The sequence below is a fragment of the Rhodococcus sp. WWJCD1 genome, from assembly GCF_002258735.1.
Lineage (GTDB): Bacteria > Actinomycetota > Actinomycetes > Mycobacteriales > Mycobacteriaceae > Rhodococcoides.
Genome location: NZ_NOXY01000009.1, coordinates 241,621 through 265,271, shown reverse-complemented (window position 1 = coordinate 265,271; position 23,651 = coordinate 241,621). Strand labels below are relative to the sequence as shown.

General features: G+C 64.3%; 22 protein-coding genes. 9 read left to right on the top strand and 13 right to left on the bottom strand.

The window, feature by feature from the left end; genetic code table 11:
- The first annotated feature begins 42 nt into the window (after nt 1-42).
- Genes CH286_RS06445 through CH286_RS06425 form a run of 5 tightly spaced genes read left to right on the top strand, consistent with a single transcriptional unit; the run spans nt 43 to nt 5,351 of the window.
- On the top strand, nt 43-1,068 hold the full coding sequence (locus CH286_RS06445) for a sugar-binding transcriptional regulator (RefSeq protein WP_032405240.1): 1,026 nt from the start codon (nt 43-45) through the stop codon (nt 1,066-1,068).
- Entirely contained in the window at nt 1,065-2,417 is a 1,353-nt protein-coding gene (locus CH286_RS06440; protein WP_230592636.1) for an ABC transporter substrate-binding protein, read from the top strand. Before CH286_RS06445 ends, CH286_RS06440 begins: the two co-directional genes overlap by 4 nt.
- Complete coding sequence (locus CH286_RS06435) at nt 2,414-3,364, top strand: carbohydrate ABC transporter permease (protein WP_032405242.1); 951 nt, start codon at nt 2,414-2,416, stop codon at nt 3,362-3,364. The genes CH286_RS06440 and CH286_RS06435 overlap by 4 nt, the downstream gene beginning before the upstream one ends.
- Complete coding sequence (locus CH286_RS06430; RefSeq protein WP_032405243.1) at nt 3,364-4,233, top strand: carbohydrate ABC transporter permease; 870 nt, start codon at nt 3,364-3,366, stop codon at nt 4,231-4,233. The genes CH286_RS06435 and CH286_RS06430 overlap by 1 nt, the downstream gene beginning before the upstream one ends.
- A gap of 11 nt (nt 4,234-4,244) precedes the next feature.
- Complete coding sequence (locus tag CH286_RS06425; RefSeq protein ID WP_032374789.1) at nt 4,245-5,351, top strand: ABC transporter ATP-binding protein; 1,107 nt, start codon at nt 4,245-4,247, stop codon at nt 5,349-5,351.
- Here the strand turns inward: CH286_RS06425 and CH286_RS06420 are convergent.
- Entirely contained in the window at nt 5,348-5,821 is a 474-nt protein-coding gene (locus CH286_RS06420) for a DUF3995 domain-containing protein (RefSeq protein WP_207309280.1), read from the bottom strand. The two genes, CH286_RS06425 and CH286_RS06420, sit on opposite strands and share 4 nt — an antisense overlap.
- A gap of 104 nt (nt 5,822-5,925) precedes the next feature.
- Here CH286_RS06420 and CH286_RS06415 point away from each other — a divergent pair, with 104 nt between their 5' ends.
- A complete protein-coding gene (locus CH286_RS06415; protein ID WP_094608742.1) occupies nt 5,926-7,614 on the top strand; it encodes an AMP-binding protein in 1,689 nt (562 codons plus the stop codon).
- A gap of 2 nt (nt 7,615-7,616) precedes the next feature.
- Here CH286_RS06415 and CH286_RS06410 read toward each other — a convergent pair whose 3' ends face one another.
- The 3 genes from CH286_RS06410 to CH286_RS06400 form a co-directional block, all read right to left on the bottom strand.
- Nucleotides 7,617-8,402: an alpha/beta fold hydrolase gene (locus tag CH286_RS06410; protein WP_094608741.1), complete on the bottom strand. Its 786-nt coding sequence runs from the start codon at nt 8,400-8,402 to the stop codon at nt 7,617-7,619.
- 64 nt (nt 8,403-8,466) lie between these two features.
- Complete coding sequence (locus CH286_RS06405; protein WP_094608699.1) at nt 8,467-10,077, bottom strand: ABC-F family ATP-binding cassette domain-containing protein; 1,611 nt, start codon at nt 10,075-10,077, stop codon at nt 8,467-8,469.
- Between the two features lie 133 nt (nt 10,078-10,210).
- Nucleotides 10,211-10,756 (bottom strand): hypothetical protein, encoded by a 546-nt coding sequence (locus CH286_RS06400; protein WP_094608698.1) that lies wholly within the window; start codon nt 10,754-10,756, stop codon nt 10,211-10,213.
- A gap of 89 nt (nt 10,757-10,845) precedes the next feature.
- Here CH286_RS06400 and CH286_RS06395 point away from each other — a divergent pair, with 89 nt between their 5' ends.
- The 3 genes from CH286_RS06395 to CH286_RS06385 all read left to right on the top strand — a co-directional run bounded on the left by CH286_RS06395 (nt 10,846) and on the right by CH286_RS06385 (nt 15,209).
- The gene (locus CH286_RS06395; protein ID WP_032405247.1) at nt 10,846-12,675 is read left to right on the top strand and encodes a penicillin-binding transpeptidase domain-containing protein; all 1,830 of its coding nucleotides are present in this window, start codon (nt 10,846-10,848) and stop codon (nt 12,673-12,675) included.
- Between the two features lie 94 nt (nt 12,676-12,769).
- A complete protein-coding gene (locus tag CH286_RS06390; RefSeq protein ID WP_176458165.1) occupies nt 12,770-14,431 on the top strand; it encodes an NTF2-like N-terminal transpeptidase domain-containing protein in 1,662 nt (553 codons plus the stop codon).
- 31 nt (nt 14,432-14,462) lie between these two features.
- Nucleotides 14,463-15,209 carry a sulfite exporter TauE/SafE family protein gene (locus tag CH286_RS06385; protein WP_032405248.1) on the top strand — a complete coding sequence of 249 codons (747 nt, stop codon included), beginning with the start codon at nt 14,463-14,465 and terminating at the stop codon, nt 15,207-15,209.
- Between the two features lie 26 nt (nt 15,210-15,235).
- On the opposite strand, the gene CH286_RS06380 is transcribed toward CH286_RS06385, so the two are convergent.
- The 9 genes from CH286_RS06380 to CH286_RS06340 form a co-directional block, all read right to left on the bottom strand.
- Nucleotides 15,236-15,922: a TetR/AcrR family transcriptional regulator gene (locus CH286_RS06380; RefSeq protein WP_032405249.1), complete on the bottom strand. Its 687-nt coding sequence runs from the start codon at nt 15,920-15,922 to the stop codon at nt 15,236-15,238.
- The gene (locus CH286_RS06375) at nt 15,919-16,830 is read right to left on the bottom strand and encodes a fumarylacetoacetate hydrolase family protein (RefSeq protein WP_094608697.1); all 912 of its coding nucleotides are present in this window, start codon (nt 16,828-16,830) and stop codon (nt 15,919-15,921) included. The genes CH286_RS06380 and CH286_RS06375 overlap by 4 nt, the downstream gene beginning before the upstream one ends.
- Nucleotides 16,831-16,955: 125 nt before the next feature.
- Nucleotides 16,956-18,272 carry an NAD(P)-binding domain-containing protein gene (locus CH286_RS06370; protein ID WP_094608696.1) on the bottom strand — a complete coding sequence of 439 codons (1,317 nt, stop codon included), beginning with the start codon at nt 18,270-18,272 and terminating at the stop codon, nt 16,956-16,958.
- Nucleotides 18,269-19,324: an ArsO family NAD(P)H-dependent flavin-containing monooxygenase gene (locus tag CH286_RS06365; RefSeq protein ID WP_094608695.1), complete on the bottom strand. Its 1,056-nt coding sequence runs from the start codon at nt 19,322-19,324 to the stop codon at nt 18,269-18,271. Before CH286_RS06365 ends, CH286_RS06370 begins: the two co-directional genes overlap by 4 nt.
- A 5-nt stretch (nt 19,325-19,329) precedes the next feature.
- The gene (locus CH286_RS06360; RefSeq protein WP_094608694.1) at nt 19,330-19,749 is read right to left on the bottom strand and encodes an arsenate-mycothiol transferase ArsC; all 420 of its coding nucleotides are present in this window, start codon (nt 19,747-19,749) and stop codon (nt 19,330-19,332) included.
- Nucleotides 19,749-20,837, bottom strand: a complete 1,089-nt coding sequence (arsB, locus tag CH286_RS06355; RefSeq protein WP_094608693.1) for an ACR3 family arsenite efflux transporter — start codon at nt 20,835-20,837, stop codon at nt 19,749-19,751. Before arsB ends, CH286_RS06360 begins: the two co-directional genes overlap by 1 nt.
- The gene (locus tag CH286_RS06350; protein WP_094608692.1) at nt 20,834-21,199 is read right to left on the bottom strand and encodes an ArsR/SmtB family transcription factor; all 366 of its coding nucleotides are present in this window, start codon (nt 21,197-21,199) and stop codon (nt 20,834-20,836) included. The genes arsB and CH286_RS06350 overlap by 4 nt, the downstream gene beginning before the upstream one ends.
- Before the next feature lie 31 nt (nt 21,200-21,230).
- Nucleotides 21,231-22,472 carry an APC family permease gene (locus CH286_RS06345; protein ID WP_037147327.1) on the bottom strand — a complete coding sequence of 414 codons (1,242 nt, stop codon included), beginning with the start codon at nt 22,470-22,472 and terminating at the stop codon, nt 21,231-21,233.
- Nucleotides 22,473-22,553: 81 nt separating this feature from the next.
- The gene (locus CH286_RS06340; protein WP_217902908.1) at nt 22,554-23,651 is read right to left on the bottom strand and encodes a serine hydrolase domain-containing protein; all 1,098 of its coding nucleotides are present in this window, start codon (nt 23,649-23,651) and stop codon (nt 22,554-22,556) included.

Here is a 23,651-nt window from a genome sequence, read left to right as displayed (position 1 = left end):
TGAACACGAGCTGAGCATCTGCTCACAAACCGGGGAGGCGTCATGGACGGATCGGAGCCCAATGGGGCAAAGTCCACGCGGTCCGGAGAGGATCTCCGTCTGGCTCTGCGCGCCGCCACCATGTACCACCTCGAAGGTGCGACGCAGGCCGAGATCGCCGTGAAGCTGGGTGTCTCGCGCCCGACCGCAGGACGGTTGGTCGCGCGGGCCCGTTCCCAAGGGCTCGTGACGATCGAGATCAACGTCCCCGACGATTTGCAGGGCACCGTGCACGCGGACGTCGAGCGTGAGCTCGAGGCGCAGTACGGACTCACCGAGGTACTGGTCGTCTCGGACGTCATCGACGGAACGGACGCCGGCTACGGGTCTCTGGGCCGCGCGGCAGCGACGTTGCTCTCCCGTCGACTCAAGGATCAGGACGTTCTCGGTTTCACCTGGGGACCCGAAACGGTGGCCGTCGCGAGTTCGCTCAAGACCAGGTCCACCAAATGTGCTGCGGTGGTGCAACTCGACGGTTCCATCACCTCGGCCGACTATCAGACCGGTGTCGAGTACACACTCGGGCGGTGCGCTGCCTATCTACAGGCGACGCCCATCCGGCTCAATGCTCCGTTGTACGCCGACCAGGCGACAGTGGTTGCGCTGGAGCAGGATTCCGTGATCTCTCGCGCCCTCAAAGCCGGGGCCGATGCCGATGTGATGATGTACGGCATCGGTCCCGTTTCCACCTCCACCACGTTGTTCGAGGGCAGCTTCATCGACCTCGAGGTTCTCGACGAACTGCGCCGCCTCGGCGCGGTGGGCGAGATCGGCGGGCGGTTCTACGACGCCGACGGACAGGACACCGGAGGATCGCTCCCCGGCCGAACCGTGTCGGTGGGGCTCGACGCCATCAGGGCGTGTGATCGGGCTGTGCTCGTCACCGGTGGACAACGTAAACACGAGGCGCTGCTCGGTGCTCTGCGCGGCGGACTGGCCTCGATCCTGGTGACCGACATCGAAAGTGCACGTTGGCTCGTTGCGCAAGCTCCTGCAACGGCAACCTCCAATGGAAGGGTATTTCAGTGAGGGTTTTACCGAAAGTGGCTGTCGCGGCCTCGCTCGCGACAACCTTGGTGCTGTCCGGATGTGCCGGAGCCGGCTCGTTCGGTGGTGACGGTGATGGCAAGACGATCACCGTTGCGATCGTCTCGAATTCACAGATGTCCGATGCCATTTCCCTTGCTCCGGAGTTCGAGGCGGAGAACCCGGGCATCAATCTGAAGTTCGTGTCGCTGTCCGAGAACGAGGCGCGCGCGAAGATCACCGCCTCGGTGGCCACCGGCGGTGGTGAGTTCGATGTGGTGATGATCAGCAACTTCGAGACCCCGCAGTGGGCGGAGAACGGGTGGCTGACCAATCTGTCCGAGTATGCCGACGCCACACCGGGTTACGACGAGGACGACTTCATTCCCACACTGAAGGAATCACTGTCCTACGAGGGCAGCATGTACTCGGTGCCGTTCTACGGTGAGTCGTCGTTCCTGATGTATCGCAAGGACCTGATGGAGGCCGCCGGCATCACGATGCCCGAGGAGCCCACCTGGCAGCAGGTTGCCGATGCTGCAGCGAAGCTCGACAGCCCCGATGTCTCGGGCATCTGCCTGCGCGGAAAGCCCGGTTGGGGTGAGGTTCTGGCACCACTCGACACCGTCATCAACGCCTTCGGTGGACGGTGGTTCGACGAGAACTGGAACGCCCAGCTCAACAGCCCAGAGGTGGAACAGGCCGTTCAGTTCTACGTCGACCTGGTCCGTGAGCACGGTCAAGCCGGTGCAGCGACAAGTGGTTTCAGCGAGTGCGGAACGCAGCTCTCGCAGGGAAACACCGCGATGTGGTACGACGCAACGTCCGCAGTGTCGGTGTTGGAGGATCCCACCTCGAGCAACGTCGTCGGCAAGATCGGCTATGCCAAGGCACCGTCGGCAGCCAAGGGCGACAACGGGTGGCTGTACTCCTGGGCACTCGGTATCCCGAAGACATCCGAGAATCCGGACGACGCCTGGAAATTCGTCTCGTGGATGACCAGCAAGGAGTACCTGAACAAGGTGGGCAACGAGTTGGGTTGGGAACGGGTACCACCTGGTAGCCGCCTGTCCACCTACGAGATCCCCGAGTACGAGGAAGCATCCGCGGCTTACGGCCAGGTCACCCTGGATTCGATCAACGGTGCCGACCCGAACAACCCCACGGTGGATCCGGTGCCGTACACCGGTGTGCAGTTCCTGACCATCCCCGAGTTCCAGGACCTGGGAACCCGTGTCAGCCAACAGATCAGCGCCGCAGTGGCAGGACGAATCAGCGTCCACGACGCGCTCGAACAAGCGCAGCAGTACGCCGAAGTGGTCGGCAAGACGTACCAGGAGGGCCAGGGATGACCACCACCGAAACACGTTCGGCGCAAGCCGATTCCGAGGAATTCGTACCGAGACCCAGGACGATCTCGAAGGCGGAAGGGTGGCGTCGCCGCGGCCCGCTGCTGCCGGCCATGGTGTTCGCCATTCTGGTCACCCAGGTTCCGTTCCTGTTCACGCTGTACTACTCGACGCAGTCGTGGAACCTCGTTCGACCGGGTTCGCAGAAGTTCAACTGGCTCAACAACTATGTCGCGGTCTTCCAGGACAGCCAGTTCCGTGAGGTCGCCCTCAACACGGTGATCATGATCGTCGGAACCGTCATCATCTCGGTGGTTCTCGGGTTGTTCCTGGCTCTGCTGCTCGACCGGAAGTTCATCGGCCGCAGTCTGATCCGCACGCTGCTGATCACTCCGTTCCTGATCACCCCGGTGGCAGGCGCGTTGATCTGGAAGACCACGATGTTCGATCCGGTCTTCGGCCTGATCAACTTCGTCCTGAGCCCGTTCGGAGTGGACCAGATCGACTGGGTCTCGCGTTACCCATTGCCCGCCGTCATGGCGAACCTGATCTGGCAGTGGACCCCGTTCATGATGTTGCTCATCCTCGCCGGCCTGCAGTCGATGCCCAAGGACATCGCCGAGGCGGCACGGGTCGACGGTGCGGGCCCGGTCAAGCTCTTTCGTGAGCTCACCCTCCCGCATCTGCGCCGATTCATCGAGCTCGGTGCTGTTCTCGGAGCCATCTATCTCGTCAACACCTTCGACGCCGTCTACATGATGACCTCGGGCGGACCGGGTGTGGCCAGCGCGAACCTGCCGTTCTACATCTATCAGCGTGCGTTCCTCGGCTTCGACATCGGGCAGGCCGCCGCCATGGGTGTCGTCACCGTCGTGGCCACCATCATCGTCAGCACCCTGGCGCTGAGACTGATCTTCAAGAGCTTCAGCGGAACCGAGGAGGCTGCGTGATGAGCACCGCAACTGTAGACAAGAAGTCGACCGACTCCGCGCCGATCAAGCGCAAGAGCAAGTGGGGTCCGGGTTCGATCTGGTCCTTCGTGGCCTGGGTCGCGGGTATAGCGTTCTTCTTCCCGGTGCTGTGGATGGTTCTCACCGGCTTCAAGCAGGAGGCCGACGCCTACTCCGACCCACCCAAGCTGTTCTTCACGCCGACCCTGGATCAGTACCGCGGCGTGCTCGAGAGCGGCATCGGCACCACGTTGCTGAACTCGGCGTTCGCGACGGTCGTCTCGACGATCTTCGTTCTGCTGCTGGGTGTTCCGGCTGCCTTCGCACTGTCACTGCGACCGGTCAAGAAGACGAAGGACGTGCTGTTCTTCTTCATCTCCACCAAGATGCTCCCGGTAGTCGCTGCGATCGTCCCGCTGTACGTCATCGTCGGCGACATCGGAATGTTGGACAACATCTGGACCTTGGTCGTGCTGTACACCGCGATGAATCTTCCCATCGCCGTGTGGATGATGCGCTCGTTCTTTCTCGAGGTGCCGAGCGAACTGCTCGAGGCCGCGAGTATGGACGGGGCATCGCTGTGGACCTCGGTGCGCGAGGTGATCCTTCCGCTCGTCTCGCCCGGTATCGCGGCGACGTCGCTCATCTGCGTCATCTTCTCGTGGAACGAGTTCTTCTTCGCGGTCAACCTCACTGCCGTTCAGGCCCAGACGATTCCGGTGTACCTCGTCGGATTCATCACCGGCCAGGGCCTGTACTGGGCCCAGCTTTCCGCTGCTGCGACGTTCGCAGCACTTCCCGTCGTCCTTGCCGGATGGTTCGCGCAGAACAAGCTCGTGCGCGGTCTGTCCTTCGGCGCAATCAAGTAGGAGAAAGTCTCATGGCTGCAATCACGTACAAGAAGGCATCCTGCGTCTACGAAGGTGCCGACAAGCTGGCCGTCGATTCACTCGACCTCGACATCCAGGACGGCGAATTCGTCGTTCTGGTCGGGCCTTCCGGCTCCGGCAAGTCCACTGCTCTGCGCATGCTCGCCGGCCTCGAGGAGATCGACGGTGGTGCCATCGAGATCGGTGGCAAGAACATGGTGGGTGTGCCGTCGAAGGACCGCGACATCGCGATGGTGTTCCAGAACTACGCCCTGTACCCCAACAAGACCGTCGGGGAGAACATGGGCTTCGCCCTCAAGATGCGCGGTGTCTCTCTCGAGGAGCGCACGAAGAAGGTGGCCGAGGCCGCGAAGATCCTCGACCTCACCGAGTACCTGGACCGCAAGCCCGGCAAGCTCTCGGGTGGTCAGCGTCAGCGAGTTGCCATGGGGCGCGCCATCGTTCGTGAGCCGCAGGTGTTCTGCATGGACGAGCCGCTGTCCAATCTCGACGCGAAACTGCGAGTCCAGACGCGTACGCAGATCGCGGCGTTGCAGCGCCGGCTCGGCACCACGACCGTCTACGTCACCCACGACCAGGTCGAGGCCATGACGATGGGTGATCGTGTTGCCGTGTTGCGCGGCGGCAAACTGCAGCAGTTCGCCTCTCCCACAGACTTGTACGACAACCCCGTCAACGCATTCGTTGCCGGCTTCATCGGTTCGCCGGCGATGAATCTGATGACGGTGCCCATCGGCTCGGGTGGCGTGCAGATCGGTAGCTTCCTGCTGCCCCTCGAACGCGACGAGCTCACCAAGCTCGCGAGCCTGGGTCTCGACAACGTCACCGTCGGGCTACGCCCGGAGCAGCTCGGCATCGTGCACGGCGGCGGTGAAGGCTTCGAGGGCAAGGTGGATCTGATCGAAGAACTCGGCAGCGAGTCCTACCTCTACGCGCACCTGGACGACCCGAAGGTCAAGGGTCTCGACGGGGGACCCGTGTCGTTGGTCGCGCGTTCGGCAGTGCGTGCCCCGGCCAAGATCGGCGAGAGCATCGGACTGACGCGACTCGACGGTGCGATCCACCTCTTCCACCCGGAGACGGGGGAGCGGATCTAGCGCGGTTGGTACGCGGCTTTCCTGGACAGGATCAGTGCCGTCAGAAGCGCGGCACCCCAGAGCAGGAATATGCCGTCGAAGAACAGGTGACCGTATTTGACGCCTCGGTTCTCGTCCGAGACGACCAACCCGATCACCGCGCCGACGAACGATGCTCCGCCCCAGAGAATCAGCAGTACAGAGCCGGGCCAGGATATGCCGAGGATCAACGACGGCACCCAGGTCCGGTTCTGTGCGGCCAGGCGGGGCCTGTTCATGTACGCGAGGGCCGGAAGAATTGCCGCTGCGAGTTTGACGAGTGCAAGCACCAGCAGTGCCGTTCGTGCCGTTGCCGGTTCGGAGTCGACCCACTCCGTCGCGAAGGCTCCGACGGTGTCGAGCATCCATCGGCCACCTGCAGCCCAATAGGCGGAAAACGCGGCGTGGACTATCCCCAGTGCACATGCGATAGCGAAGTATCTGATGGTCACGGTGATCGAGGCTAGCCGAGTTGTCACCCCCGTTCGGGGGTAGCGAGGGATTGTTCATCTCCCTTAGCGTGGCGGTGATGGGCATCACAGGCGCAGGAGGAAACATGGCCGAATCGGCGTACACGGCATTCAGGAACGCTCGCGATCTACTGCTCGACGCATACGGCGAGTACGACCGAGCCGTCGAAACTTTCGAGTGGCCGACGTTCGGCGAGACGTTCAACTGGGCGATCGACTGGTTCGACGCGATTGCCCGCGGCAACGACGGCACCGCGCTGTGGATCGTCGAGGAGGACGGCAGCGAGGCCAAGTACAGCTTCGACGATATCGCGCGTCGCTCCGATCAAGTGGCTCGGTGGCTCGAGCAGCAGGGGATCGGTGGCGGCGATTCGGTGATCCTGATGCTGGGCAACCAGGTCGAACTCTGGGAGTCGATGCTCGCGGTGATGAAGCTGGGTGCGGTGCTGATGCCGACCACCACGGCCATCGGCTCCAGCGATCTGACCGATCGGGTGGTGCGCGGCAATGCCCGCGCCGTGATCGTGAACCCCTCGGACACCGGCAAATTCGACGACGTTCCCGGTGACTACCTGCGCATCGCGACCTCCGCACACGAAGGCTGGCTCGATTACGCCGATGCTCGATCCGCGGAGGCGCGGCCGTTCGAGTCCGTCACTGCACCCGACGACCGCCTGTTGATGTACTTCACCTCCGGAACCACCAGCAAGCCCAAGCTCGTCGAGCACACTCAGATCTCCTATCCCGTAGGACATCTGAGCACCATGTACTTCCTCGGGCTTCGTCCGGGCGATGTGCACCTGAACATCAGCTCGCCCGGTTGGGCCAAACATGCGTGGAGTTGCTTCTTCGCGCCGTGGATCGCCGAGGCGACCATCTTCATCTACAACTACGGCAAGTTCGACGCGTCGGCTTTGCTCGAGCAGATCCGACGCGTCGAAGTGACGACCTTCTGTGCGCCACCGACTGTGTGGCGCATGCTCATTCAAGCTGACCTCACCGGCGGTGGGGGTTCGCTCCGTGAGGCAATCGGTGCCGGTGAGCCACTCAATCCCGAGGTGATCTCTACCGTGCAGCGGGAGTGGGGCCTGAACATTCGCGACGGATTCGGGCAGACGGAAACCACTGCCCTGGTGGCCAATACGCCCGGCGCGGTGCTCAAGTCCGGTTCCATGGGCCGGCCACTGCCCGGAGTGCCGGTGGTGATCGTCGACCCCACTACCGGTGAACTCGCCGACGAGGGTGAGATCTGCCTCGACCTGGCGCAGAATCCGTTCAACCTGATGACCGGCTACCTCGGGGACCCCGAGCGCAACGCCGCTGTCATGGCCGACGGTTACTACCACACCGGTGACGTCGCATCGCGGGACTCGGAGGGGTACATCACCTACGTCGGCCGCACCGATGACGTCTTCAAGGCCTCCGATTACAAGATCTCCCCGTTCGAGCTCGAAAGTGTTCTCATCGAACACCCCGCAGTGGCCGAGGCTGCAGTGGTGCCCGCTCCCGACGAGACGCGATTGGCCGTCCCCAAGGCGTATGTGGCATTGGCGTCGGGCTGGGAACCCAACGAGGACACGGCATTCGAGATCTTGAAGTATGCCCGGGAGCACCTGGCCCCGTTCCTGCGTGTCCGTCGTATCGAGTTCTTCGAGCTGCCGAAAACCATCTCGGGCAAGATCCGCCGAGTGGAATTGCGCGCCCGCGAGGACGCTGCCGTCGGGCCACTGGAGACCGAGTGGCGTGACGACCAGTTCCCCGCGCTGAAGGCCTGAGGTCAGTTGCTCCAGAACCGTTCGAGGACTCCGAGCACCTCTGCGGACGCGGCCATCGTCGTCGCGTGGTCGAATCCGCGGATGATGTGCAATTCGGAGTCCGGAACCAGCGCGGCGGCTGCCCGTGTGTCGTCGAGTCTCGTACCGTCCTGGCTGCCGACGTAGAACAGCGACGGCTGGCTGAACTGCTGCAACACCTCGTCCGGTAGGCCGGGATCGGCGTCATTGGCTCGGATGTACGCGGCCAAGGCCTGAGCATCGTTGGCGGAGAACACCGCTCGCGTACCTGCATCGATCGGGAACATGCGGTGGCTGTTCCACGCCTCGAGGAACCCGTCCATGCCGCGCTGCTCCAACACATCAGCGCACCCAGGGAAGAAGAGGCGGTCGAACGCGCCTGCCTGAGCGCCGTGACTACCGCCGCCGACGGCCAGTGATCGCACTCGCTCGGGCTTCGCGGCCGTCAACGCCAAGCCGGCTCGGGCCCCGAACGAATACCCGAGGTAGTCGACTGTCGGCGCGCCTACCGCATCGAGTACCGCAGTCAGATCGCCGACGATGTTGCCCATCGCATAGGCGTCGGGAGTGTGTGGCTTCTCGCTGCGCCCATGCCCGCGACTGTCGATCAGAATCAATTGCCGACTCCCGCGCAGCGCCTTCACGTAGCCGAACGTCCGCCAAATCGTGTGCGTCAGAAAACTGCCGTGCACCATCAACAACGGCGGCCCGGACCCCACCACCGTGTATGCGATCCGTGTCCCATCGTCTGCATTCGAGGCGTACTCCACCCCGCGATTGTCTTCCTTCGAGTCCACTCGACGTGACATTGACCCCCACAAAGGCCACCAAATGTCACATCGAGTCCCCAAGGGTGGGCGCTTCTTCGGCGGATTCGGCGGACGCAGCGATCGGGGTGAGGTCGATGGTGCGGGTGGGGGCGATGGCGTCGAGGAACGGCCGATCGTGGCTCGCGACGATCAGCGCACCTTCGAATGTCTCCAAGGCTTCGATGAGGTGTTGTCGGCTGGCGATGTCGAGGTTGTTGGTGGGCTCGTCGAGCATCAATAGTTTCGGAGCAGGCTCTGCCAGCAGAATTCGCGCCAGTGCGGCCCGCAGTCGTTCTCCGCCGGAGAGGGTGGCGACTACGGCGTCGGCGTCGGATCCGCGGAACAGGAAGCGGGCGAGTTGTCCCCGGATCTTCTCGGCCGTGGCGTGCGGTGCCACGTCGGCCACGTTCTCGGCGACGGTGCGAGCTTCGTCGAAGACGTCGAGTCGCTGGGGCAGATACTTCCACGGGACCTCAGCCCCGGTGGCGTCCAGAGCCCGCAGCAGAGTAGTTTTGCCGCTGCCGTTGGGCCCGATCAAGGCGATGCGTTCGGCACCCACGACAGTCACCTCGTTGTGGTTCAGAACCACCTGTCCAGGATGGACTTTCGTAGCCGGGAGGTCGACGCGTATCTCACGGTCGTCGCGTAGGAGATCCTCGGCGGCCGACAGCGATGATCGGGCGTCGTCGACGCGATCGGTGTGGGTGCCGCGCAGCTTTCCGGCCGATTCCTGTGCGGCCCGCTTGCGACGTCCGGCAAGGATCGAAGGCACGCGCTTCTGCTCTTCCATCTTCTGGCCGTAGCGCAGGCGTCGGTCGAGTTTGATTCGGGTGTCGATCAATTCGCGTTCCTGCTTGCGGACGTCGTTCTTGGCATCGCGGACCGTCGCCCGTGCCGCATCCTGCTCGGCGTCGATGACCGACCGATAGTGCCGATAGTTGCCGCCGAACATGCGCAACCGCGAGACTCCGCTGCGCTCTGCCCGCACCTCGGCGATGGAGTCGACCCGCTCGAGCAGTTCCAGGTCGTGGGTGCAGACGATCAGCACACCCGAGTAGCCGTCGACAGCTGTGTACAAGCGTTCTCGCGCAACCCGATCGAGGTTGTTCGTCGGCTCGTCCAACAGCAGGACATCGGGTTCGATCAACAACTGCGCGGTGAGAGCCAACAACATGGCTTCGCCGCCCGACAGGGTGCCGACTCGTCGATCGAGGTCATCGATCGAGCCGACGATATTGCCGAGTCCGAGCTTGTCCAGCAACGCCAGTGCGCGCTCCTCGATATCCCACGCAGATCCGACGACGGTGAAGTCGTCCTCGGTCGATGTGCCGGATTCGATGCGGTGCAATGCTTCTCGGATATGGTCGATGGCCAGCACCGAGTCCACTGGGAGATCGGGATCGAGTGCGACATCCTGGCGCAGATAGCCGAGTACGCCGGGAATCGAGATCGAACCGTGTTGCGGCGTCAAATCTCCGGCGAGCAACTTCAGCAGTGTCGACTTACCGGCACCATTGGAGCCGATGAGACCTGTTGTGCCGCTGGGAAAGATGGCCGACAAGGCGTCGAACACGGGGTCGCCGTCGGGCCAGGAGAACGTCAGATTCGAGACAGAAAGGGAGGATGAATGAGGCATGGGCGCTCCAAAGGTGTGCATGCGGACGATCTGCAGGCGTCTAGAACCTTTGGAAGAGCAATGGCCTCTCCGAATCTGTGGACGACAAGGCAAGGATCACGGTAACCCCGAGCCTGACGTCCGCGCAATCGAATTAGACCGACGGCCCCTTCTTGCGTAGCTCGTCGACCGTCTCCATGGCCCCGCGTAGCTCGTCCAGCCATTCCTGCGTGTGTTCGCCGACCAGCTTCACGGCCCAGGCCAAGGCGTCCGCGCGGGAGCGAGCGACCCCGGCATCGACGAGGGTATCGAGGACGCGACGCTCGGGCTGACGCAGGCGCGTCATGACCGGAACGGCGAGATGGGTGAACAGGACGACCTCGGATTCGGTCCGAACTCCCCACGCGACCTTGCGGCCGTATCGCTTCTCGGCCTCGGCTGCGATCTGGATGCGGTCACCACGGGTAGTTTCCCGAAAGCGAGCGATGCGGCCCTCGACGGCGGCGGGTGAACTGTCCTGTTCGGCGGGCAGAGTGCCGACGACGAGGATCTCCTCGCGATCGACCTCGATCGAGGCGTCCCCGTCGAACCAGGTTCCGGGGAGTCTGCCGCCGAACCACTCGGCTGCATCGGTGGCATTCGGGATGTCTGCGTGCTGCCAGCCGCCGGGGCGTCCGAACGAGCGTCCGTTGGGTTTCATGAGGTCTCCTCTGTGTAAAGTAATACTGATTACATGATTACTCTGATTTTCGGAATCGCGCCACCATCGGTTGGTCGGTGGCCTGGGGCATGATCGACGTCGTGCGCACATCGAGAAAATCGACGACGTCGGCAGCCATCCTGACCGTTCTGGCATTGGTGCTCGCCGCCTGCGGTCAGAGTGGTCCCGATCAGCCGCAGACGGTCGCCGAGCAGTTCGCGTCCGCGGTGAACAGCTCGAACATCGAGCAGGCGGCCGCGCTGACCACCGATCCGGCCGGAGCGACGGCAGCGCTCACCGCGTTGTACGACGGGCTCTCGGGCGGCGGAACGGTGACGGCCACTCCGGATTTCGAGGCTGTCGACGCCAACGAGGATGCCGGCACGTTCACGTTGAACGCCGGCTGGCGTTTCTCGACGACCAGCGACGGCACCGCCGAACCGGACGGTGAACCGAAGGAGTGGAACTACACCACGTCGGCCACTGCAGCCGAGACCCAGCAGGGGTGGAAGATCACCTGGGATCCGGCGATGTTGGTTCCGGGCCTGACGGCCGACTCGTCGGTGCGATTCACTCCGACTGATGCTCTGGTGGCACCTCGCATCTTCGACGGCAACGGCGTCGAGCTGATGTCGCAGCAGGTGGTCACCCTCGTCAACGTCGATGCGACGGCCGATCCCGTAGCTGTCGCGAACCTCGTCGGATCCGTCGTTCCGGGTGTCACGGCCGAGTCCGTCGCTGCGACTGTCGCTGCTGCACAGGGTAATTCAGCCACGATCGTCTCCCTCCGTCAGTCGGATATCGACCCCATCGGTGCCCAGCTCGCCACCATCCCCGGAGTCACGCTCGCGCCGCAGACGCGACTGTTGGCCACCGATCGCAACCTCGTCTCGCCGGTGCTCAGTGATCTGACGACGCTGTGGGAGCAGGAGCAGGCCGCCAATCGTGGCTGGGCGATCCAAGCGGTCGCAGCCGATGGCACCGTCACCCAGCTCGCCGGACGCGATGCAAGCACCGGCGAGGACATCGCGACCACGGTCGACTCGGCGCTGCAACTCAAAGCCGAGAACGCCCTGGCGTCGTTGCCACAGCAGGCTGCGATCGTCGCGCTTCGGCCGTCGACGGGAAATGTTCTGGCCGTTGCCCAGAATGCCGCCGCGGACGCCGAGGGCCCGATCGCCTTGACCGGCCTGTACCCGCCGGGGTCGACGTTCAAGACGGTCACCACCTCGGCTGCCCTGCAGTCCGGTGCGGTCACCCCCGATACCGTGCTGCCGTGCCCGGCGACCGAGAACATCGAAGGCAGGCAGATCCCGAACGACGACAACTTCGAACTCGGTGACGTGCCGCTGCACACCGCCTTCGCAAAATCGTGCAATACGACGATGGGCCGCCTCGGCGTCGCACTCCCGCCGAACGGTCTGACCGACGCGGCGGCGCAGTACGGCCTCGGCGTCGACTACGTCACCCCGGGCCTGACGACCGTCACCGGCTCGGTGCCGTCGGCCGACACCCCGGCGCAGCGCGTCGAATCCGCCATCGGCCAGGGGCAGGTGACTGCGTCACCGTTCGGGATGGCGCTGGTCGCGTCCTCGATCGCCAACAACGCCTTGCTCCCACCGACGGTTGTCGCAGGTAAGCCCGGCGTGGGCAACATGCAGCCGGCAGCAGTGAACCCGCAGGTCACCGAGCAGATCAAGACCATGATGCGCGAGACCATCACCGGCGGAACGGCCACGGCGTTGAATGACATCCCCGGATTGCTCGGTAAGACCGGCACCGCCGAGTTCGGTGCCAACAACGAAGGCGCTCACGGTTGGTTCGTCGGAATTTCCGGCGATCTTGCGTTCGCGGTCTTCGTGAACAACGCGGGCAGCTCGACGCCGGCCATCGAAGCTGCGGGTCGCTTTCTGAGGTAGACCGGCCAGGACGTATCTCAATCGTGACCGGCTCGTATGAATACCGTGCTTGTTACTCGTGTGACTACAGTGAATATTGTGACTCATGAGTTCTATGAGTCGTGTCCGTCGTGGCCCGCGCAAGGTTCGCGGTCGCTACCTCGTCGCTGTGGCAGCTTCGGCGACATTGACGGTCTCGGCCGCGTTCTGGATGGTCGATCGGCCACCGAGCGAAGCCGAAGTGTTGGTCTCGAAGTTCGTCGATGCGCTGGACAACCGCGATGTTGCTGCCGCCGCCGCGCTCACGACCTACCCGAACGCCGCGACAGCAGCTCTCAACCAGATGTTCGACGGCTTGTCGGCCGACGGCACGTCCACGGGCGATTTCGACCTGACCCAGTACATGGACCTCTCCGACGAGAGCGGCTTCTTCACTCTGGCGTCGGCGTGGAACTTCGGCGAGGGCAAGGATTGGAAGTACAGCGCGCAGGGCTCGACCAAGAAACTCAGCGTTGGCTGGCGCATCGCGTGGGATCCGGCCACCCTCGTACCCGACCTCACCTCCGGTGGCTCGGTCCGCTACACCCGTACCGACGCCGCGCCGCCGCTGATCTTCGACGCCGCGAACAACGTGCTGATGAGTGAGCGGACCATCAATGCCATCTCCCTCGACCCGGCGCAGACGAGTGATCCGGTTGCGTCCACGACGCAACTCGCCGACATCATCGATGTCGTCGCACCGCTCATCACCTCCGAATCGATGCTGGCAGAGCTGAATTCGGCCGGCGGTGCACCGATCACCGCGGTGACTCTGCGCGACGACGACTTCGCCGTTCTCGAGGACGATCTGCGCGCCGTGCCGGGTGTGGTGGTCTCCCCGCAGCCGAAGCTCATCGTCGACGACCGGCGCATCACCTCACCGGTGCTCGATTCTCTGCGCACCGCATGGCAAGCCGGGCGCGACGCCACCGCGGGCTGGGCCGTCGACACCTACACCGTCGACGGAAGCGGCGAGCGACGCGTCGGATTCCAGGGTCCGGGTGGGCCGGATCTGCACTCGACGCTCGATCCGCGCGTGCAACTCGCGGCCGAGAACGCTGTGGTGATGGCGGGGACGTCCGCGTCGATCGTGGCACTGTCCACCTCGACCGGCGCGATCATCGGTGCGGCACAGAACAGTTACGCCAACGAGCAAGGAGACGTGGCCTTCGGTGGTTCCTACCCGGCCGGCACCGCGTCGGACCTGGTCAAGGCCGTGCAGTCCGATCGTGGTGACGACAGTGGCGAGGATGCAGCCGCGCGGCTCGGCCTGGGAATTCACTACTCCATGCCCGGGCTCGACGCCTACACCGGAACTCCCGCCGGAAGTCGTAGTGCAATCGACGGCATCCGCACCGTGTCCACGGCCTCCGGGGACGAGGCGACCGTGACGCCGTTCGGACTCGCGCAGATGGCAGCCGCGATCTCCCGGGGCAGCGCACCGACCCCGATGATCGTCGCCGGACAGACTGCCGTCGCCGATCGCGAAGCCGAGCCCATCGGAACGGACGCGACAAACCGGTTGCGCGGCATACTCGCCGACTCGTCGAGCAGCAGTGGCCTCGATACGTTCGATGGTGTCCAGGGCTTCGCCGGGGAAAGCGGCGACGATCGCTTCGTACTCGCCACCAGTGGTGACGTCGCTTTCGCGGTGTACATCGAGGACGCAGACGGCGGGGATCAGGCAGTGCGGATGACGAGTCGGTTGCTGCAGGAGATGGCGAACCCCGTCGAGTAGTCGGGATCGTTAGTCACGGTAGTTTTGTTCGGTGACGGTGCTCGATTTCGGACTACTGGTGGTGGCCGGGTTCTTCGCCGGCCTCATCGGGTTCGTCACCGGGCTCGCCTCGCTCGTCTCGTATCCGGCGCTGCTGGCGGTGGGCTTGCCCGCGGTGTCGGCCAACGTGACGAACACGGTGGCTCTTGTCGCTGCCGGCGTCGGTGCGACGGCGAGTTCGTCGGCCGAGCTGGCCAAGGACGGCAAGCAGCTTGTTCGCTACGCGATCTACTCCGCGCTCGGCGGCACCACCGGCGCGATCCTGTTGCTCAACACGCCTGACGGTTCGTTCGAGGTAGTGGTGCCGTTCCTGGTGGCGATGGCCGCCATTGCACTGCTGCTGCAACCGAGCATCCGAAAGTTGTCCGGAGGCAAACAGTTTCCGACGCTCTACCCCTTGGCGCTGTTCGCTGTCGCGATCTACGGCGGCTACTTCGGTGCCGGAGCCGGTGTCATCTTCCTCGCGCTGGCGCTGATCTGCACGTCGGATACCTTCTGGCGCGCAAGCGTTCTGAAGAGCTTCTTTCTCGGCATCGCCAATCTCATTGCCGCGATAATCTTTTCGTTCTCCGGCCAGGTGCACTGGCTGGCTGCGCTCGCACTCGCGATCGGGTGCTTCGTCGGCGGAGCCTGCGGGCCGCCGACGGTCAAGGTGATCTCGCCGATCGTCCTGCGTATCGGTGTCGGGATTCTGGGCCTCGGACTCGCCGGCTGGCTGGGGTACCAGGCCTTCGGCTGAGTGACTCCTTCGCCGCGGTACGACGATCAGCCGGACGCAGAACGGGTGACCGTCGCGGTGATGCCCCCCTGGGCGAAGCGCAGCAACGCCCGGTGCCGTTCGTCCATGTCACGCGCATGCATCCGGCCCTCGGTGAGACTGTCGAGCCGGAGATTGTTGGAGTAGGTGTGCATCGCGGCGGCGACCAGATGCAGGTACGCGTCGTGAATTTCCGCCTCGTTCGCGTGTGGGAACAGTGCGTGCATCCGGGTCATGAAATCGATGGCGATGGCGTTGAAGTCGTCGACGATCAGACGACCGATCGGGTTGCCGGAGTTGGAGAGTTGAGCAATGAGCCGAAAGTAGTTGTCCCATCCGGGAGCACCGGCACGGCGACGCATCGGTTCGGTGAACGCCTCGATCAGTGCGCGTAGACGTTCGGGCTGGGTTCCACGCGTCGGTAGCGCCGACAGGTGGGCGCGCCGATCGTCGTTGAGAGGGCGGATGCGCCGCGCCAGCACGGCCTGAAAGAGTGCTTCTTTACCGCCGAATTGCTCACTGACCGAGGCCAATCGGGTGTGTGCGCGGTCGGTGATATCGCGGACACCGACACCGAAGTAGCCGCGGTCGGCGAAGAGTTCCTCGGCTGAGTCGAGCAACCGGGTCCGCAGCTCGGCGCGATTGGCGTCCCGTTTCGAGCGAGCAGGCGATTCTTCGGAGTCGGGGAACGTCACGAATCGAGTATGACGTGGCTGATACTGCCGATCCCGTCGATGCTGAGTTCGACGGTGGACCCGGGTGTGAGCCAGTGCCCGGTTTCCATCCCGCTGCCGCCGGGCAGGGTGCCGGTGGCGAACAATTCACCGGGCCGAAGTATCTCGCTGCGGGAGGCATGCGCCAGGACTTCCCCGATGGTGTGCTGCATCCCGGCGCTCGAGACGGTGGACACGGTGGTGCCGTCGATGGTGACCGTTCCCCGCAGGGAATCGATCGTGGGCAGGATCTCATCGGCGGTGACGGCTACCTCCGAGAGCGAGGTCGCGAAGTGTTTGGACTTCTGTGGCCCGAATCCGCTGTCCATCTCGGAGCGCTGGACATCGCGAGCGCTGAAATCGTTGAGGACGACGAACGCTCCGATGGCGTCGAGAGCCTCGTCCGCGGTGGCGTCGAACAAACTCCGAGCGAGGACGAAGCCGATCTCGAGTTCGTAGTCCAGCGCTTTCGCATAGGACGGGGCGGCGAGCGCCGTCCCCGAGGGGACGAAAGTGAGCGCATTGGACATGTAGTAGATGGGTTGGGTGTAGAACAGCGGCTTGGGGCGCAGCAGCGGAAAGGGGCGTCGGGTGAGCGCTTCCACGGCAGCCACTGCCCGGCTCTGCTTCCGATGGAAACGCCGGAGCAAGCCCCGACTTGCGTCGAGAACATGCTGCTCGTAGAGCATGAAGTCCCGGAACGAGGCCGGCTGGAACGGCAGCACCAGCGCACTGTGCTCGAGGTGTTCATCGGCGCGGGCCAGTTCCCACTCGGAATCGAAAACGCTCCCGCCCAGAGCCGACCGGTCGAGTGTCGGCTGCCAGGACTCACCTGTGGTCGAAGTCTGCAACTGCAATCCGTCCGCGGTCCGTATCCGTCGCAGTTTCACCGCACTATTCCTTTCGATAACGGAACGAGTGTTCCAAGTAGCAGGGTTCGATGTTAGCCGCGGAACGATCGTTCCGAAAGGGCGCGGCGGTCCGCATCTTGTTCACCTCCCGGGTCGGCTGACGGTCAGATCAGTTGCGCCTCAGTCTCGCGGGGGACGCTGCAGCAACCGCCGGTCGACGGCGCGTCGGGTTCGTCGAACAGGCCCGCGCCGCCGCAGACTCCGGTGTCGGGCAACGTCAGCTCCACCTTCCGTGCGCCCTCGTGGTCGCCGGCGAGTTCGGCTGCGATGCTGCGAACCTGCTCGTAGCCGGTCATCGCGAGAAACGTCGGAGCGCGGCCGTAGCTCTTCATGCCGACCAGGTAGAAACCGGGCTCGGGTTGAGTGAGTTCTTCGACGCCGTGTGGGGACACCGATCCACACGAATGCATGTTGGGGTCCACCAATTCCGCGACGAACTTCGGTGCCTGCAGGGTGGGATCGAGATCGAGGCGCACCTCGGACAGCCACGACAGATTCGGTCGGAACCCGGTGAGTGCGACGATGCTCTCCACGTTCTCGATGCGAGCGCCGGTGTCACCGATCAGAGTGATCCGATCCCCCTCCACCGCAACGGTTTCGGTGCGGAAGCCGGCGACGACGGTGAGGAATCCGTCGTCGACCGCCTTCCTGGCGCGTTGACCGAGAGCGCCGCGAGCAGCCAGTTCGTCCGCGTCCCCGCCGCCGAACACATCGGCGGTGACGCCTCGGCGGACGGCCCAGGTGAGTGTCGTTCCTGGTTCCTCGGCGGCGAGTTCGGCGAAGGTGATGATGGCGGTCAGGGCGGAGTGGCCGCTGCCAGCGATGACTGTGTGCTTGCCCGCGAACTGGGAGCGAATCGCCGGATCGGTGAGATCGGGAACTCGGTAGTCGATCCGATCTGCGGCGGCCTTCTCTCCGACGGCCGGAAGTCCCTCGCTGCCCAGTGGATTCGGTGATCCCCAGGTGCCCGACGCGTCGACGACCGCGCGGGCGAGAATGCGTTCATCGCTGCCGTCTGAATGCCGGATGTGGACGGACAGCGGCTCCGTGTCGCGGCCGGCGTCGACCACGCGGTCGCGTCCGCGGCGGGCTACACCGACTACCTCGGAGTCCACGCGAACGGCGTCACCGAGTACGGCGGCGAGGGGCGCGAGGTACTGCTCCACCCATTCGCGTCCGGTGGCGTAGGTCTCGCCGTCCGGCTCGGTCCAACCGGTGGGCTCGAGCAACCGCGCGGCCGCGGGGTCCACGACCTCGGACCACGGAGAGAACAACCGAACGTGGTTCCATCCGGACACTGCTGCTCCTGCGGACGGACCACATTCGAGAACGACTACGGCAGAGCCGGTTTCGGTCAGATGCGCCGCGGCGGCGAGACCGATGGGCCCTGCGCCGATCACCACTACGGGGTATTCGTTCATGACTGATCTACCTTTCTTCCACGAATGACGGTGTCCACGGCTGCCCGAGCGGTCCGGCCGACACCTATGAGCGTTGCCGACGCGGTGCCGGTCCAGTCGCCGTAGCCGAGAAAAATCAGGGTCGGCTCGTCTCGAACATGGTTGCCGTCCAGCACAATTCCCGAACCATCGGCGTGCAAGTGCAATGCTCGCAGGTGGCGAAGTGCCGGACGAAAACCGGTGCACCACACGATCGCGTCCAGAGTCTCGGTTGTGTGCCCGTCGGTGACGCCGTCTGAGGTCAAGGCGGTGAACATCGGCCGAGCATGCAGAACTCCACGATCGCGTGCGTCTCGCACCGGCGGCACCATCACGATGTCTCCCAGGCCGGTGACCCCGCCGGAGTCCGCGTCGCCCGCGGCAAGGGCGCGAGCCCGATCGCTGGCGACATCGAACAGCACCCGGCCGTCGACATCGTCGGGCAGAAACCGAGGTTCACGGTTGGTGAACCACAGGGTCTCGGCGACGGTGGAGATCTCGGCGAGGATCTGCGCCGCCGAATTGCCTCCCCCGATGATGCCGACTCGCTTGCCCGCGAACGGATCGGGCACCCGGTAGTCGGCGGCATGCAGCTGGGTCCCGCCGAACCCGCGCATTCCGGGGTAGCTCGGCCAGAAGGGTCGAGACCACGTTCCCGTTGCATTGATGACGGCCGCGGCACCGTACGACTCGCCATCGGTGTCGATTCGATAGCTGCCCTCGACTCGATGCACGGACTTCACCTCGACGGGCCGGTGAACCGGCAGTTCGTACTTCTTCTCGTATGCCCGAAGGTAGTCCACCACATGTGATGCCGGTGGAAAGCCGTTGTGCCACGGCGGCATCGGCCAGCCGGGTAGGCGTGAGTACTCGGCGGGTGAGAACAGATGCAGCGATGGCCAGTAGTCCTGCCAGGACCCGCCGGCATGTGTCTGATTGTCGAGAATGACGAAGTCCAGACCGGCCCGTCGCAGGTAGTAGCCGGCGGACAGTCCCGCCTGACCGCCGCCGATCACCACTACCTCCGGAGTCATTCGAGTCAACCGTTGGTGCGGCGCAATCGGGACGCGAGCTCCTCGACCCGAGCGGCAATGTCGTCGCGCACCAGGCGCATTCGTTCGATCCCGTCGATACCGCGCTCGGACGGCTCGTCGGTGTTCCAGTTCTCGAATGTCGGACCGTCGATGGGATCGACCTTCGCTTCGCTCCCGAGGGTGACCACGTAGTCCATGCGAGACAACAGGTTTGGGTCGATCGGCTTGGGCTGCTCGTCGAAGAGGTCGACGCCGACCTCGAGGAGGGCCTCGGCCGAGAGTGCGTTGATTGATCCGCTGGGCTTGGTCCCAGCCGAGTGCACCTCGACCGAATCGCCTGCGGCCTTGCGCATCAGACCGGCGGCTATCTGAGATTTACCACCGTTCTTGACGCACACGAACAGGACGCTGGGAGTGTTGGACATCAGGACTCCTTGGTCACGGTGGTCGCGGATGGATTGGGGGAGAATCGTTTACGCAGGGCGAGTGAGACGTAGACGAGGCCAACCAGTACCGGCACCTCGATGAGTGGTCCGACGACTCCGGCGAGTGCTTGCCCGGATGTCGCGCCGTAGGTCGCGATGGCGACAGCGATCGCCAACTCGAAGTTGTTGCCTGCAGCGGTGAACGCGAGGGTGGTGGTGCGCTCGTAGCCCAGACCCATCGCGGCACCGAGGGCGTAGCCGCCGCCCCACATCACCGCGAAGTACACCAGCAGTGGCAGCGCGATGCGCACTACGTCGAGCGGCTGCGATGTGATTCGATCACCCTGCAGCGCAAAGAGAATGACAATGGTGAACAGCAGACCGTACAGCGCCCAGGGGGCGATCCTGGGGATGAACTTCTCCTCGTACCAGTCGCGGCCCTTGGCGCGTTCACCGAAGAAGCGCGACGCGAATCCCGCTATCAGAGGTATGCCGAGGAAGATGAGTACCGATTTCGCGATCTGCCAGGGCGACGCCTCGATGGTGGTTTGCTCGAGTCCGAGCCAACCGGGAAGGACCGAGAGGTAGAACCACCCGAGAACGGCGAACATGAAGACCTGGAACACCGAGTTGATCGCCACCAGCACGGCGGCGGCTTCCCGGTCTCCGCAGGCGAGGTCGTTCCAGATGATGACCATCGCGATGCAGCGTGCGAGCCCGACGATGATCAGCCCGGTCCGGTACTCGGGCAGATCGGGGAGGAAAAGCCATGCGAGAGCGAACATCAGAGCCGGACCGAGGATCCAGTTGAGGACCAGCGATCCGATCAGCAGGCGTTTGTCGCCGGTGACGGTGTCGAGACGGTCGTAGCGCACCTTGGCCAGCACCGGGTACATCATGATCAGCAGGCCGATGGCGATGGGGAGCGAGACGCCGTCGATCGAGATGGACGACAAGGCGTCGTTCAGCCCGGGGATCATGCGTCCCAGGAGCAGCCCCACGACCATGGCCACGCCGATCCATACGGGCAGGAACCGGTCGAGAGTGGAGAGCTTGCCGACTACGGCAGTTTCGGTCGATGTGCTCATGCCATCACCGCCGTCGGGTCGGCCGAACTGAGAACCGACGACAGTTGTTGCAGCGCAGTAGGAACCACCCAGTAGTAGACCCAGGTGCCGCGGCGCTCGCAGTCGAGCAGACCTGCCTCGCGTAAGACCTTGAGGTGGTGGGAGATGGTGGGTTGGGAGAGGTCGAATGCGGGGGAGATGTCGCAGACACATGCTTCGCCGCCGGCGTGGCTGGCGACGAGGCTGAGTAGGCGAAGACGCACGGGATCTCCCAGTGCCTTGAACATCCGAGCCAGATCTCCGGCCCAATCGGCGTTCAGGGGTTCGCGGATCAGCGGCGAGCAGCAGTCACCATCGAGGAACGACCGTTCTTGATTCGACATTCGTCTATATTGACGTTTGTCGAATCAGCCGTCAAGTGAACAGTCGTCGGCCTGTTCGGTAGAGGACACCGAGCACGACCACGATGGTTCCGACGACGATGGACGACACCGGCAACGTTGCGATCAGTACCACGCACCCGATGCTGCCGATCACCGGTAAGGCCCGCGGGTAGCGGCGATTCTCGGCATCCTGGGTGTACGCGCTGAGATTGGCCACCAGGTAGTAGAGCAAGACTCCGAACGACGAGAAGCCGATGGCGTCACGCAGATCGACCACCAGGACCAGCACGACGACGATCACGGCGAGGGTGATCTCGGCCCGGTGCGGAACCGAATAGCGCGGATGGACCGCGGTCAGATACGACGGCAGATCGTCGTGGCGGGCCATTGCCAGCGACGTGCGTCCGATGCCGGCGATCAGCGCCAGCAACGCTCCCAGTGCGGCGAGGCCGGCGCCGATCCGCATCAGCGGCGACGCCCACGACTGTCCCGACGCCCCCACGAGATCGACTAATGGGGCAGGCGACGAGGCCAGGAGATCGGGGCCGAGAACCGACAGCAGTGTCAACGCAACCACCGCGTAGACCACCAGCGCGATACCGAGGGCGGACACGATGGCACGCGGAATGGTGCGCTCGGGTCGGACGACCTCCTCGCCGAGGGTGGCGATACGCGCGTACCCCGCAAAGGCGAAGAACAGCAGCCCCGCCGACTGCAGAATTCCGTACCACCCGTTCTCGGTGAACGAGCCCAGTCCGCCGACGGCGGGGCCGGACGAGCCTGTGAGGCCGAGGACCACTGCGATGACGAGGACGGTGAGCACGGCAGCGACGAGGATCTTCGTCAGCATGGCCGTGCGGGTGATGCCGAAGTAGTTCACCGCTGTCAATGCGATAATGGCAAGCGCCGCAACGAGTTCTGTGTAACCGGCAGGTGCGACATACGCCGCGAACACCAGTGCCATGGCCGCCGAACTCGAGGTCTTGCCGATGACGAAGCTCCAGCCGGCCACGAATCCGGGCCACTCGCCGAGTCGTTCACGACCGTAGATGTACGTGCCACCCGAGGTCGGGTACTGGGCGGCCAGCTGCGCGGACGAGGTGGCGTTGCAGAACGCCACGACCGCGGCAATGGCAAGACCGATGAGCAGGCCCGCACCTGCAACGGCCGCAGCGGGGGCGAACGACGCGAACACTCCGGCCCCGACCATCGAACCGACACCGATGACGATGGCGTCGAAGAGCCCGAGTCGACGGGCCAGTGGCTGCGTCACGCTCGAAACCGGTTCTCGATCACGGCGGTAACTGTAGGTGCTGCAATCGGCCCAGCGTAGGTCGTGTCAGCATAGGTCCTGTCAGCGCAGTTCCTGGAACTCCGACAGCAGCGCGAAGGTGGCCTCGCACAATTCGGTCTGCGTCAGCAAGATGCCGATGGTCCCGTCCGGGTCGACGAAGAAGTCGGTGCCCTGCCCGCCGGACCAGCCGTACCGACCGAGGTGATCTCCTTCGGTGACGACCGAGACGCCGAATCCCCACCCCGTACCCGGCCAGAAGCCGGGGTAGAAACTCTCGTCGGTCTTGATCGACGCAGGCACCTGGTCGTGTGTCATCAGCTCCAGGTGCTCGGTCGACACCGACGTCGTGATCGCGCGAAGGAAGCGGTGAAAATCGGTCACCGTGGACACCAACTCGCCGTGACTCACGTCGACAGGGTGCGGTCCCGCGTAGGGCCCGCCTGCGGCGGGTTCGGTTTCGATCAACGACCCGTCCTCGAACCGGTAGGCCGCCGTCAGGCGATGGCACCGGTCGGTCGGCACCCACAGTCCGGTGTCGGGCATATCGAGTGGTGTGAACAGGTCGTCGCGGAGGTGATCCTGCAGAGACCGGCCGACGATGCGGGAGACGAGGATGCCGAGGATCGCGAAGCCGTGGTGGTAGCGCCACCCAGCACCGGGCTGAAAAGCCAGCGGAAGATCCGCCATGCGTGTCAACCACTCGTCCGCGCCGAGCGGAGACGGCGCGGATCCGGCTTCCGTGTCGTTGTCCCTCATCGCCCGGGCCAGCGGGGTGTCTCCCATCTGAATTCCGTACCCACTGGTGTTGGTGAGCAAGTGCCGCAACGTGATCGGTCGGTCCTGAGGAACGGTGTCGTCGAGTGCAGCGTCGGGGCGGGTGAGCACGGGGCGGCCCGCGAGTTCGGGAAGCCAGGGCACGACGTCGTCGTCCAGCGTCAGTCGGCCCGCGTCCACGAGCCGCAGGGCGGCCACGCTGGTGACGATCTTGTTCATCGACTGAATCCGGACGATGGCGTCGATTGCCATCGGTGGACCGCCGACCGCCGATGATCCGACCGCGATGGGTTCCGCATCAGGGCCGCCCAGGAGTGCTACCGCCCCCGGCATCAGTCCGGCGTCGACGTGCCGGGTCAACAGTTCGCGCACGGTTCCGCTCAC